We start from the raw sequence: 12,891 nt of genomic DNA, 5'->3' as shown, positions 1-12,891 counted from the left end.
CCCCCGCCCCGGCCGCTACCGCCGTAATGCCCCATCGACTGGCGGCTCGCGCCGCCGCGGCTCATCTGCTGGCGCTCCTGGCCGGCGTTGCCTGCGCCGCGCAGCGCGCTGTCGCTGGGGCGCCCCTGGACCTGCTGGAAGCCCCCTTGGCCCCGATCGGAGCTCCCCATGCCACCGCGAGGGTCGTTGCGCATTCCATCGCGCCCCTGGCCTGGGTCCATGCCGCGCTGCTGCATCGTCGATTGCGCCTGCTGACGTTGCGCATCGCGTGCACTGTCATTCCCGCGGAAGTCGGCGCGCTGACTGGCACCGGGCACGTTCTTGCCGAACTGCTGCTGGCTGCGCGCATCGCGGTACGGCACACCGCGCCTGTTGGCCGCGTTGTGCTGGAAATTCGTCTGGCTGGCGTTCAGCTGTCGGTTCGCGTTCACGCTGTTGAAGCGGTTCACGTTGATGTTGACATCCCCGCGGCCCCAGTTGCAATTGCCCCAGAGCGCGGCAGTGGCCGCGACGCCGACGCCAAAGGCAATCCCCGTTGCGAGCGCCGCGCCCGGGTAGTAGTACGCCGGCGGCGGGTAGTAGTACGGTGGATAGGCCGGATAGGGCCACACCCCGTACACCACGGTGGGGTTGTAGGCCGGTACGTAGACCACCTGTGGATCCGCGGGCTCGATCTTGATCACGGTCTGCTGCGTCTGCGGTTCCTGCTCGACGATGACCTTCTGCTGCTCGGAGCTCTTCAGGCTGCCGGTTTGCTGAGCCTTGGCGCGCAGCCGCTGCGCCGAGTCGAGCACGTCCTTGGACGAGGCGAGAAAGGCGTCGCCGAGGTTCTGCACCCAGTCTGGCTTGTCGCCCATTGTCTGCAGCACCTGCGGGAAGGCCGCCAGCGACTGCACGCTGGGATCCCAAGGCTGATCCGCGACCGCCTTCAGCGCCGCATCGCCCTTCTGGTCGGGATGGGCCTTCAGCCACTTGGCCGCGTCGGCGACATCGGCCGGGTAGGTCGCGGCCATCAGCACTTGCGACAGCAGCGAGTCCGGATACAGCGCGATCGGCGCCATCATCTGGTCCAACTGCGCTTGATCGAACGTTGACGATGCGATCGGCATGGGTGCGGCCGCGGCCGGAGCCGATTGAAGCGGTACCGCTCCGATGGGCACTGCCTGGTGAACCGGCGCGGCGCAGCTCGCGATCAGCATCGACAGTATGAGGGTGATGTGGAACGAGAGCGACAGTTGCTTCAGGGGTCTGCAGGTCATGGGGTGTCCAACGCGTTGTCGATGGTGAGCGTGCTGCCGCTTGCTGACGGCAAGAATTTAGTTACAAAATCCAGGCGGAAGTCTGAAGGGTCAGGCGGGATCGCACAAGAGATCGAACACGTATCTGTCCATTCACCCCCTTGCTCCCGACCGTGGCGGGGCATCAGTTGCTCATCTCGCCCTGGACTTGATCTCCCCGGCCTTGTTGGCCCTCGCGGCTTCCGCATTTTGGGCTGCACGAGCAGCGGCGCGCTCGTCGCTTCGCCATGTCGGTACGGCTTTCTTCGGCGCAGCGTCGGCGGGCTGCGCTGGTCTGGCGTCCGCGGGGCTCTGCCCCTGTGAGCGGCATAGGCCGCCGCGCGTTCCTCGGCGGAGTATGGGCTACGAGATCGGGTTTCCCTCTCCCAGTTGCGGACCCCGCGTTGCTTCGGCGTGTTCGTTCATCCACATTGCCCGGGCGACGGCCGCGTCGTCCGGATTCGTCGTCTGCGCTCCGGACGCCGCAGCCAGCACGGGGACAGCCAGCGCCATCGACACTGCGAGCAATTTCATTCCTGAAGTCCTTCGCACGGCGCCGCTAGAAGCTGTGCTTCAAGCCGATGTCGTCGTCACTCGAGCTGCGATCGGGCAACGTCATCGAGCCATCCAGCGAGTAAGACGATCCGCCCTTGTTGCGCAGATGCGCGTAGGTGGCCACCACTTCGAGAAGTTGTAGACATCCGACGATGTAGCCCGTGCCTTTGACGGGGAAGATCTGTTCGACCTTGTCCTGGATATAGCCGGGGTCACTTTGACGCTGCCGAAATCGTAGGATGCGCCGACATTGACGACTGGGATGTCGCCCGTCGTCTCACTCCCGGCGTACTGCGTCAACCCCGTCGAGACCGCCACGGCGAATGGGGCCGCTCGCATAGCCGACGCGTGCGGCATAGCCGTCGCCGTTGTTCGGGGTCGGGCTGTTCGAGTCGTTCTCGTCCATGAAGTACTGCACCTCGCCGAAGAACCGGTTGGTCGGCGAAACCATCTTCGACTCGGCAGCCACAGCGCCTTTCTACACAGCCTCCAGCGGGAACTGCCGTTCGTATGCTGTCTCCGAACCGCAGAGTTCGCCGATGGTGTGATGCTTCCGCATGCGAGTGAAATTGGCTTTGAGTAGCACACCCAAGCTGACCATCGATCGATTCCATGGCGAAATGGCAACACACCATGCCGAAGGCCTTGCTCTATCTTCAAAACTGGTTGAGAGTCACCCCTGGTTATTGTCTGAACACCAAGGCCTTTCGGGGGTTGCAATGAAAAAATGTCTGTTTGCGCTGGCGGGCCTGGCAGCTGTCGGCGCTGCGTCGGCGCAGTCTTCCGTCACACTGTTCGGTGTGGTCGACGCTGCAGTCAGCGGCTACAAGAACCGGTCGGAGACGCTGCTGGGCGCGAGCGTCGACAAGACCCAGACGGCGGTGACGAGCTCGGGCTACAACGGCACTCGTCTGGGCCTTCGCGGCACGGAAGATCTCGGCGGCGGCCTGGCCGCCAACTTCTGGATTGAAGCCGGCTTCAATACCGACACTGGCGCTGGCGCTGCGTCGGGCGCCTTGAGCTTCAACCGTCGTTCGACGGTGAGCCTGTCTGGCGCCTTCGGTGAAGTGCGCCTCGGTCGCGACTACTCTCCGACGTTCTGGAACGACAATATTTTCGATCCGTTCGGCACCAACGGCGTAGGCACCAACCTAATCGCGACCGCCAGCGGCGGTGTCGCCCTTGGCGTGCCGAACAGCGGCTTCCAGGCGAATCCGAACTACGTGCGCACCAGCAACTCGGTCGGCTACTTCCTGCCGCCGAACCTGGGTGGCTTCTACGGCCAGATCATGTACGCGTTCAACGAAAAGATCAGCTACGATCCGGGCGGCCTGACGCCTCCCGGCATTGCTGCCATCGTCGCCAATCCGGCGCTGAGCGCCGTTGCCGACAACTCGCGCGTCGGTCGCTACATTGGTGGTCGCTTCGGCTACGCCAACGGTCCGCTGGATGTCGCCCTGGCCTACGGTGAAAGCACGATCGGTTCGAACTTCTACCTCGGCTCGACGACCGCGCTTGAAACGTGGAACCTCGGCGCTTCGTATGACTTCGGCGTGGTCAAGCTGTTCGGTGAATACTCCAACAACAAGCAGGACACCCAACTGGCCGTCAACGCGTTCAATCCTTTCGGCAGAACCAAGCCGGGCGCCAATGGTGGCCTGATCGGCGCGACCGTGCCGATCGGTGCTGGCTTGATCCGCGTTTCGTACGCCGAGGTGAGGTACAACAACCTCCCGGCCGGCATCTTCGCGTCGCAGCCGAAGGCCGACCAGTTCGCGCTCGGCTACGTGTACAACCTGTCGAAGCGCACGGCGCTCTACGCGACCACCGCGTACCTCAGAGACCATGACGGCGCTGCGCTGACCGTGACCGGCTCGCCGCTCTTCTTCACGGGCCCGGTCCCCGGCGGTATCGGCATTGCCGTGCCGAACAAATCGGTGGGTTATGACCTGGGCATCCGTCACGCCTTCTGACACGATTCCGCCTGCCTGCAACAAGCAGTCACCTTCAATCTCCAGAGACCAGTTTGCGTCCGACAACGCCTGACAAGGTGAGAGCAATGCAGAAGATCCTCATTGGCGCAGCGGAGTCGCCCAGCATCACCATGCCAAGCACCGCAGTGACCGCAGCGCCATACTGGGCCAGACCAATACTGTTCGGATAGAGAAAATCTGACGTCGCAACGACGGGGTCGAGCATGGCGAGAACCAAGGCGGTCCTGGGCAGCGGGCTGATTTTCTGAGCGCCAGCCTGCTGGCGCGGGTGGTGCCTGCCGAGGTGGTCAACACTGTGCTGGACGCCCACGGCTGCAACTCGCAGCGCGTGCGCAGCTTTCCGGGCAGTGGCTGGGGCGTACTACTGCATGGCACTGAGCCTGTACCCCGAGGCAGCCTACGAGGAAGTGTTCGACGCCGTGTCGCAGGGCTTGGCTTGGGCCGCCGGCGCCGCGGAGCCGCCTCGGGTGACCAAATTCTCGATCAGCGGCTTGCGCAGCAAGATCGGCGCGGTGCCGATGGGCGAATTGGTCGAGCGCTGCTGCGTGGCCCTGGCCGACGCCCAGGCGCATCCCCAGGCGTTCTATGTGGGGTTGAGGTTGGTCGCCATCGACGGCAGTACCTTCGAGCTGCCTGACGAGGCGCAGAACGCGGCGCATTTCGGCTACCCGGGCAGCCGAATCGGCCGCGCTGGCTACCCGCAGGCACGATGCATGGTCCTGGTGGAGTGCGCCACGCATGCGATCCTGGGCGCCAACCTGGGGCCCTATCGCAGCGGCGAGTGGGAGCTGTTCCAGCCCCTCTTGCCCCGGCTGGGGCCAGGCATGCTGTGCATGGCCGACCGGGGGTTCAATGGCTTCGAGCACTGGCAGCAGGCGCAAGCCACCGGGGCGCAGTTGCTCTGGCGCTGCGTTGGCAACCGCCAGTTGCCCGTCCATCGCATGCGCGACGATGGTTCGTACCTCAGTGCCATCCATCCCACCGGCGTGAGTCGCAGCGACGCGATGAGCCAAGCCATCGTGGTGCGCGTCATCGAATACGCCTTGCCGGGACCGGCCGATGCAGAACAGCGCTACCGGCTGTTGACCACGTTGCTGGACCCGCAGATCGCCCCGGCGTTGGAAGTGGCAGCGGTGTACCACCAGCGCTGGGAGATCGAGGGCGTGTTCGACGAGCTCAAGACGCACCTGCGGCAGAGTCGGCGCGTGCTGCGCAGCAAGACCGCGGAGCTCGTGCGCCAGGAGTTCTCTGGCTGGGTGCTGGCGCAATACTCGGTGCGCTGGCTGCTGCATCAGGGTGCCACGCGGCATCGAATACCGCATGCCGAGCTGTCCTTCACAGGGCATGTGCAGCTGCTTCGCCGCGCACAGCCCCGCTCCGGGGCATTTCCCCCCAGCGAGCCCGAGGCGTCGACGACGATGGTTCAATGAACTGCTCGAAGCCAGCGCCCGGATCCGCGCCACGCGAACGCTGAACAAGCGCTCGCCGCGGATGGTCAAGCGGCGCCACTCGCCTTACGCATCATTCGATCACCACGCGCCGACGCGCATGCCCCTTGATTGCACTCCCGAGATCATCGGGCCGCCTGGACCCCGACCCAGGCCCGCCGACTCCCACATACCGCGCCGTTCAGGTCATTCATAGGCTAAACGAACAGTATTGTTGGTCTGTTGCGCATCGCCACCCTGGATTCTGCTCATCAAAGGGCGCATGATTCCAGTTGCTGAGTAACGCCGGAGACACACCATGGGCACCACCCTTTCCGCAGCACCGGCCTTCGTGCGCGCCGGCGCACTGGCCGACTCGATCAAGGTCGAACCGCTGACCTGCAGCATCGGCGCGCTTCTGAGCGGCGTCAACCTCGGCGTCGCCTCGCGCGACAGCGCCATGGTGGCCGAGATCCGCGCGCTGCTGCTGAAGCACCGCGTGCTCTTCTTCCGCGACCAGGACATCACGCGCGCCGAGCACGTGGCTTTCGCGCGCCACTTCGGCGAGTTGGAAGATCACCCTGTTGCTGGCAGCGACGCCGACAACCCCGGCCTGGTGCGCATCTACAAGTCGCCCGACAGCCCGAACGACCGCTACGAGAACGCGTGGCACACCGACGCCACCTGGCGCGAGAAGCCGCCCTTCGGCTGCGTGCTGCGCTGCGTCGAATGCCCGCCGGTGGGAGGCGACACGATGTGGGTCAACATGGCCCTGGCCTACGAGCGCCTGCCCGAGCACATCAAGACGCAGATTGCCGGCCTGCGCGCCCGCCACAGCATCGAGGCCAGCTTCGGCGCGGCGATGCCGGTCGAAAAGCGCCTGGCGCTGCATGCCCAGTTCCCGGATGCCGAGCACCCGGTGGTGCGCACGCATCCTGAGACCGGCGAAAAGATCCTGTTCGTCAATGCCTTCACCACGCACTTCACCAACTTCCACACGGCGGATAACGTGCGTTTCGGCCAGGACCACGCGCCCGGCGCCAGCCAGCTGCTGCAGTACCTGATCAGCCAAGCCTTCGTACCCGAGTTCCAAGTTCGCTGGCGCTGGCAGCCGAACAGCATGGCCATGTGGGACAACCGTTCCACCCAGCACTACGCGGTGATGGACTACCCGCCGTGCCACCGCAAGATGGAACGCGCCGGGATCATCGGCGAAGCGACGTTCTGAAGCCACCCGCCCGCTCTCAACTCATTTTTCACGCAACAGGAGGACGAACATGAACTTCCTCGACGGATCGCTGTTCCCCGAGAACCAGGACAAGCTGGTCATCACCGCCGCGCCCTACGGCCCCGAGTGGGTGCCTTCCGACTTCCCGCAGGACATCGCGGTCACCATGGAGCAACAGGTGCAGAAGGCGGTCGACTGCTACAACGCCGGCGCCACGGCGCTGCACCTGCACGTGCGCGAGCTCGACGGCAAGGGCTCCAAGCGCCTYTCSAWGTTCAACGAGCTGATYGCCGGCGTGCGCAAGGCCGTGCCGGACATGGTCATCCAAGTGGGCGGATCGATCTCCTTCGCCCCTGAGACCGATGGCTCGTCCGCGAAGTGGCTGAAGGACGACACGCGSCACATGCTGGCCGAGCTCGACCCGAAGCCCGACCAGGTCACGGTCACCGTCAACACGACGCAGATGAACGTGCTGGAGCACATGGAGGCCGAGGACATCGCCGGCACCTCGCTGGCCGAGCCGGCGAACAACGCGGCSTACCGCGAGATGATCGTGCCCTCCGGGCCCGGCTTCATCGACGAGCATGTGCGCCGCCTGAGCGCCGCCGGCATCCAGAGCGCCTTCCAGTTCTACAACATCAACAGCTACGAGACGGTGGAGCGCCTGATCCGCCGCGGCGTGTACAAGGGACCGCTGGTGATGAACTGGGTGGCGATCAGCGGCGGCATGGACGCGCCCAACATCTACAACCTGGCCAACTTCCTGCGCGCGATTCCCGACGGCTCCATGCTGACGGTGGAAAGCAGCATGCGCAACGTGCTGCCGATCAACATGATGGGCATGGCCATGGGCCTGCACGTGCGCTGCGGCATCGAGGACAACCTGTGGAACCAGTCGCGCACCGAGAAGATGTCGACGGTCAAGCAGATCGAGCAGCTGGTGCGCATCGCGCGCGAGTTCGGCCGCGAAGTGGCCACCGGCAAGGAAGCGCGCGAGATCTGCAAGATCGGCGTCTTCTACGACACCGTCGAGGAGACCCTGGCCGCCAACGGCTTCGCGCCCAACCCCAAGGGACGCCAGCAAGGCTACYTGCGCAAGGTGGCGTGACGATGAACGGTGCTTCCTCCTTCCCGACGGTCCTCATCGTCCCCGGATTGCGCGACCAGGTGGACGCGCACTGGCAGACKCTGCTRGCCGCGGACCTGCAAGCCCAAGGCCGCAAGGTGCGCACGGTGCCGCCGATGGGCCGCGCCGATCTCGACTGCGCGACCAAGGTCGCCGCGATCGAGCGCGCGGCGCAGGCCATCGACGGCCCGGTGATCCTCGTGGCGCACAGCGGCGGCTGCGTGATGGTCGCCCACTGGGCGCGCCAGACCCGGCGCGCCGTCTGGGGCGCGCTGCTGGCCGCGCCGCCGGACTTCGAGGAAGCGATGCCCGAGGGCTACCCGACGCTGGCGGACCTGCGCGCCGGCGGCTGGCTGCCCGTGCCGCGCGACCCGCTGCCATTCCCGAGCATCACGGCGGTGAGCCGCAACGACCCGCTGGGCCGGCACGCGCGCGTGGTCGAGCTGGGCCGGGCCTGGGGCAGCCGCCTGGTCGAGCTCGGCGAGGTCGGCCACCTGAACCCGGCCTCGGGCTTTGGCGAGTGGCCGCAGGCCGAGCAGTTCATCGCCGAGCTGGCGGCGCTATGAGCACCCGCACAGCTGCGCCGCTGCGTTGGGGATGAAGCTCACACCCAGGCTCACCCACTTCGTGTGGCCGCAACCCCCTCTCCGGGGGCAACACCGGCGGCCCGGCAAAGCCGGTTCTCCGGTGCTCCCCGAAATTCCGGCCGGCTTCATGCGCAGTGGATGCGCAGAGCACGGCGGAGCAACTGAATTGAAAACATAGGAAATCGAACATGAAAACGAATCTGACACGGCGGCGCATCGCCCAGGCTTCTCTGCTCTCGCTGCTCGGCCTCGCCGGCCTGGCGCAGGCTCAGAACGCGGCTCCGGCCGCGAAGTGGCCCGACAAGATGGTGCGCGTCGTCGCGGCCGGGCCCGCGGGCGCCTCGGCGGACATCATCGCGCGCCTGGTGGCCGACGGGCTCGCGAAGGAGAGCGGGCAGGCGGTAGTGGTGGACCCGAAGCCGGGCGCCGGCGGCGTGCTGGCCGTGAACGACCTGTCGCAGGCCCCGCATGACGGCTACACGGTTCTGGTGGGCGTCAATTCGCTGGTCAGCGAGATTCCGCACATCATTAAGATGCGCAACGACATGTCCAAGGAGATCAAGCCCCTGGTCGAGCTCGGCCGCGGCGGCCTGGTGATGGTGGGTGGACCCGGGGTGCCGGCGAAGAACTTCGGCGAGCTGATGAGCTGGGTCAAGACCAACCCTGGCAAGGTCAGCTACGCCTCCTACACGCCCGGAACGGTCTCGCACGTGATCGGCCTGCAGCTCAACAAGGCCGCCGGCATCGACATGACCCATGTCGGCTACAAGGGCTCCACGCCGGCGCTGACCGACGTGATGGGCGGCCACGTGCCGCTCATGTTCGACGGTATGGCGACCTCGCTGCCGATGATCAAGTCGGGCAAGGTCAAGGCCTTCGCGGTGAGCACGCCCAAGCGTTCGCCGCTACTGCCCGAGGTGCCGACCTTCGCCGAACTCGGCTACCCGCAGCTGGAGACCGTGGCGTGGATGGGCCTGTGGGTCAAGCCCGACGTGCCCGCCGCGATGCAGAACAGCATCCGCGAGGCCGTGCTGAAGGTGCTGGCGCAGCCCGCAGTGCGCGAGCGCCTGCTGGATCTGGGCCTGGAGGCCGTGTCGTCGCGCACGCCCGAGGAACTGAGCAAGTCGCTGAGCGCCGACTACCAGCGCGTAGGCGAGGTGCTCAAGTCGATCGACTTCAAGCCCGAGTGAGGCCCATGGCCCCCGCCGGCCCGTGCGGGCGGCCGCTCTGGCGGCGTTCGCCCGCGCTCACTGGCCACCGGCAAATGCAAATGGGTTGCTCTTGAAGGCAATGGAAAGCGACACGTCCGGACCCTGAATCAAGCCGCCGTGGTCACATGCGCATGCCGAGTTCCTGTGATCGCAGTACGCGGATGCGCTCGTCAACGGCTTCACCGACTGGGGGACGCCCGATTGGCTTGTCACTTTTTGTCCCATGCGTCATGGCGCGAGCAAGTCCAGAAACGTGGACACGCGGGCATAGATGGAAATGCTGCGGGGCTGCGGGTCCAGGGGCTGCAACTTCGGGTGGCGCGGCTCGTGCGAGATCCAGGTTCGTGTCTCTCCCACCAGACAACCGTGCAGCTCGCACCGTGAGGGCTGGCCGCTGGAGGCCTCGCCGGGGCCGTCGCTGCGGGTGATCGCCGCTTGATCCGCGCGGGCCGACGAGGTCGCGCGCAGCGGCAGCACGCCGCTGGCGGTGTGCCAGGGTCGCGGGAGGTGCTGGGCATCGGCGAACTGAAGGACATCGTTAGGACCGGCATCCGCGAGCGTGCGGCGCTGGGCCGCATGGGGCGTTCAGACCGTGATGATCACTGGCGACAGCACGGTGACGGCCGCTGCCATCGCGGTCGAGGCCGACTTCCTGGCCGAAGTCATGGCCGAGGACAAGCTGGCGCTGATCCGCCGCGAGCAGGCCGGGCGCCGCCTGATCGCGGTAATGGGCGGCACCAACGACGCGCCCATGTTGGCACAGGCCGACGTGGCGGTGGCCGATACGCAGGGGCACCAGGCCACGCGCGAGGCGGCAACATGTCGACCCTCGACTCCCATCAGGCGAAGCTGCTCGAGATCATGGAGACCGGCATGGAGCTGCTGATGACGCGCGGCGCGTTGACCACCGCCAACGACGTGGCCACGTACTTCGCTCTCCTGCCGGCGGTGGAACGCCTGGTCATGCCGCGTCGGCATCGAGCCATTGACTGCCTGCTGGCGGGCCTGCTGCCAGCAGGTCGAACTCTTTACGACTTTTTTACGGTTCCTACGGCTTTTTCCCCTATCTTTCCTTGGGCGGCTTCCGAGATTCGAACGTTCGGTACGCCAGTGCCGCGGGCGTGTCGTTCGCGGATGCGGCACCGGCCCGACCGGGCGAAGGGTCGATCCGCAAACCTCATCCAAATTGGCGTTCCGGTGAAACTTCTTCTGCGCTGGAGGGGCAAATGGCAAGTCCGAACTATGGTGTCAAGCGGCCACTGACAGGACTCACGCTGGCCGCGCTCGGCGTCGTCTATGGAGACATAGGGACGAGCCCGTTGTACGCCGCCAAGGAAACCTTCAATCCGGCGCACGGAATTCCACTCGACACCGCCAATGTGCTCGGTGGGCTGTCGACGATTTTCTGGTCCTTGATGATCGTGGTTTCGCTCAAATACGTCATCCTGATCATGCGCGCCGACAACAGGGGCGAAGGCGGCATCATGGCGCTGCTGGCGCTAGCGTCTTCGGCGGTCAAAAATCGCCCGCAATGGCGGACGCCCCTAATGGTGCTCGGCATATTCGGCGCATCCTTGTTCTATGGCGACGCGGTGCTTACGCCCGCGATCTCGGTGCTTTCGGCGGTCGAGGGTCTGGAGATCGGCACCGTCGCGTTCAAGCCGTATGTGGTGCCGATTGCAATCGGCATCGTCATCGGTCTGTTCGCGCTGCAACGCCAGGGCACGTCGCTGGTGGGCGCGCTGTTTGGCCCGATCGCGGTGCTCTGGTTCATCGCCATTGCCGCGTTCGGCATTGGCGGCATCGCGCGCGCTCCGCAGGTTCTGTCGGCGCTGAATCCAGTGCATGCGCTGGTGTTTCTCACCCAGCACGGCTGGGCTTCGTTCGTCGTGCTCGGTGCGGTGCTTCTCGCATTTACCGGCGCTGAAGCGCTATATGCAGACATGGGCCATTTCGGCAAAACGCCCATCCGGATTGCCTGGTTCGGGCTTGTTTTTCCGGCGCTGGTGTTGAATTACTTCGGGCAGGGCGCGCTGCTCATCACGGACCCGCAGGCGATCGACAACCCGTTCTACCTGCTGGCGCCCGCATGGGCGCTGTATCCGATGGTGGCACTCGCGGCTGCCGCAACGGTGATTGCCTCGCAGGCGACGATCTCGGGCACCTACTCCTTGACCAAACAGGCGATCCAGCTCGACTACCTTCCGCGCATGAACGTCACGCAGACCTCGGCGGAGGAAATTGGCCAGATCTACGTCGCCGGCGCGAACTGGATTCTTCTGGCCGTGATCCTGGCCGCCATCATCGGGTTCGGTTCCTCCACGCGGCTGGCCTCGGCTTATGGCGTCGCGGTGACCGGCACGATGCTGGTGACAACCGTTCTCACGTTTTTTGTGGTGCGATTTGCCTGGGGCTACAACCTGTTCCTGAGCGTTGCCGCCACGGTTTTCTTCATTCTCATCGACGCAGTGTTTTTTTCGTCGAGTCTGCTCAAGATTGCCGACGGCGGCTGGTTCCCGCTCGCGCTCGGCGCGATCGTTTTTACGGCGATGACGACATGGCACCGCGGCCGCGAATTGGCCATGGCGAAACAGAAGCTGACGGGTACGTCGGTCACGTCGTTTTTCAGTTCCCTGGAGCAGAACCCGCCGCTCCGGGTGCGTGGGACCGCAATCTTCATGGCCGGCAACGCGGGTGCCGTTCCAGGTGCGTTACTCCGCAACCTCGCATGCAACAAGATCTTGCACGAGCGGGTCGTGTTGCTCACCGTGACCATTCGTGAGGTGCCGCGTGTCGCTCCGGAGCAGCGGATAGAGATGGAATCGCTTGCCCACGGCTTCCATCGTGTGATCGTGTGTTTCGGCTTCATGGATCGCCCGGACGTAACCCGCGCACTGGAACTTTGCCGGCACCGAGGTCTTGCCTTTTCGCCTTCGGAAACGTGGTTCCTGGTCAGCCGCTCGGCCGTGATAGCGACGCCGGGCGCAGGCATGATGCTGTGGCGCGAGCGCCTTTTTGCCGCGATGGTGCGCCATGCGCGCACCGCCGGAGATTACTTCTACTTGCCGCCCGGGCAGGTCATCGAGATCGGGAACAAAATCGAGATTTGACCCGAACAGCGGAACGCGTTGAGGCCAGTCCAGACTTCTTTTGAAACCCCATGCATGCGCGCGCTGGTGATGCGAATTATGGTCATATTCATGGCTATGCTCCAGCGACATGCTGGTGTCAGTGGCGCTCTGTTAGGAGCAAAAATAAAGCGGAGCGACGAAAAAATAGGCCCCCGTGCGAGCCGTTCCTATATAGGCCGAACCACTACTGTCCGGTTAAATGATCAGCGCCGAGGCTGAAATCCAGCACTGGCGCGGGCTGCAGGCCGATTTTGTTTGGTGCCGATTTGAACTTCGATGGCGAGGAATGGCGTACTTTTCTGGGTCTGACAGCCTCGGGGAGTACGTGTGCACATCGGCAAGACCTTGTTTGCTC

Annotated in this window: 13 protein-coding genes and 1 pseudogene; 8 read left to right on the top strand and 6 right to left on the bottom strand. The window is 65.0% G+C overall.

What is annotated here, in order from left to right:
* The 4 genes from AC1DY5_RS21400 to AC1DY5_RS21385 all read right to left on the bottom strand — a co-directional run.
* The coding region (locus tag AC1DY5_RS21400; RefSeq protein WP_478114546.1) for a DUF3300 domain-containing protein at window positions 1-1,259 on the bottom strand (1,259 nt) is incomplete at its 3' end.
* A gap of 381 nt (window positions 1,260-1,640) precedes the next feature.
* On the bottom strand, window positions 1,641-1,811 hold the full coding sequence (locus AC1DY5_RS21395) for a hypothetical protein (RefSeq protein ID WP_478114544.1): 171 nt from the start codon (window positions 1,809-1,811) through the stop codon (window positions 1,641-1,643).
* Between the two features lie 25 nt (window positions 1,812-1,836).
* Window positions 1,837-1,959, bottom strand: a complete 123-nt coding sequence (locus AC1DY5_RS21390) for a hypothetical protein (RefSeq protein WP_478114543.1) — start codon at window positions 1,957-1,959, stop codon at window positions 1,837-1,839.
* Window positions 1,960-2,109: 150 nt separating this feature from the next.
* Complete coding sequence (locus AC1DY5_RS21385; protein WP_478114541.1) at window positions 2,110-2,283, bottom strand: hypothetical protein; 174 nt, start codon at window positions 2,281-2,283, stop codon at window positions 2,110-2,112.
* Between the two features lie 268 nt (window positions 2,284-2,551).
* Here AC1DY5_RS21385 and AC1DY5_RS21380 point away from each other — a divergent pair, with 268 nt between their 5' ends.
* Entirely contained in the window at window positions 2,552-3,805 is a 1,254-nt protein-coding gene (locus tag AC1DY5_RS21380) for a porin (RefSeq protein WP_478114548.1), read from the top strand.
* Window positions 3,806-3,839: 34 nt separating this feature from the next.
* Here the strand turns inward: AC1DY5_RS21380 and AC1DY5_RS21375 are convergent, their stop codons facing one another.
* A complete protein-coding gene (locus AC1DY5_RS21375) occupies window positions 3,840-4,136 on the bottom strand; it encodes a DMT family transporter (protein ID WP_478114539.1) in 297 nt (98 codons plus the stop codon).
* Window positions 4,137-4,194: 58 nt separating this feature from the next.
* Between AC1DY5_RS21375 and AC1DY5_RS21370 the strand changes: the two genes are divergently transcribed.
* The 5 genes from AC1DY5_RS21370 to AC1DY5_RS21350 all read left to right on the top strand — a co-directional run bounded on the left by AC1DY5_RS21370 (window position 4,195) and on the right by AC1DY5_RS21350 (window position 9,384).
* Window positions 4,195-5,256, top strand: a complete 1,062-nt coding sequence (locus AC1DY5_RS21370; RefSeq protein WP_478114537.1) for an IS4 family transposase — start codon at window positions 4,195-4,197, stop codon at window positions 5,254-5,256.
* Between the two features lie 316 nt (window positions 5,257-5,572).
* Window positions 5,573-6,481 (top strand): TauD/TfdA dioxygenase family protein, encoded by a 909-nt coding sequence (locus tag AC1DY5_RS21365; protein ID WP_478114536.1) that lies wholly within the window; start codon window positions 5,573-5,575, stop codon window positions 6,479-6,481.
* Window positions 6,482-6,530: 49 nt separating this feature from the next.
* Entirely contained in the window at window positions 6,531-7,589 is a 1,059-nt protein-coding gene (locus AC1DY5_RS21360; RefSeq protein WP_478114534.1) for a beta-keto acid cleavage family enzyme, read from the top strand.
* A 2-nt stretch (window positions 7,590-7,591) separates the two neighbouring features.
* Window positions 7,592-8,173, top strand: a complete 582-nt coding sequence (locus AC1DY5_RS21355) for an RBBP9/YdeN family alpha/beta hydrolase (RefSeq protein WP_478114532.1) — start codon at window positions 7,592-7,594, stop codon at window positions 8,171-8,173.
* A 209-nt stretch (window positions 8,174-8,382) separates the two neighbouring features.
* Window positions 8,383-9,384: a Bug family tripartite tricarboxylate transporter substrate binding protein gene (locus AC1DY5_RS21350; protein ID WP_478114531.1), complete on the top strand. Its 1,002-nt coding sequence runs from the start codon at window positions 8,383-8,385 to the stop codon at window positions 9,382-9,384.
* A gap of 249 nt (window positions 9,385-9,633) precedes the next feature.
* Here the strand turns inward: AC1DY5_RS21350 and AC1DY5_RS21345 are convergent, their stop codons facing one another.
* Window positions 9,634-9,882 (bottom strand): hypothetical protein, encoded by a 249-nt coding sequence (locus AC1DY5_RS21345; RefSeq protein ID WP_478114550.1) that lies wholly within the window; start codon window positions 9,880-9,882, stop codon window positions 9,634-9,636.
* On the opposite strand from AC1DY5_RS21345, the pseudogene AC1DY5_RS21340 reads away from it, so the two are divergent.
* A pseudogene (locus tag AC1DY5_RS21340) lies at window positions 9,857-10,377 on the top strand (HAD-IC family P-type ATPase); the annotation flags it as partial. The gene AC1DY5_RS21345 and the pseudogene AC1DY5_RS21340 sit on opposite strands and share 26 nt — an antisense overlap.
* Before the next feature lie 254 nt (window positions 10,378-10,631).
* Entirely contained in the window at window positions 10,632-12,515 is a 1,884-nt protein-coding gene (locus AC1DY5_RS21335) for a potassium transporter Kup (RefSeq protein ID WP_478114529.1), read from the top strand.
* The last annotated feature ends 376 nt before the right edge of the window (window positions 12,516-12,891 follow it).

The sequence above is a fragment of the Variovorax sp. P4_D9 genome (assembly GCF_056401695.1).
Note: the sequence above shows the minus strand (reverse complement) of the source record. Positions and strands in the feature narration are given on the sequence as shown.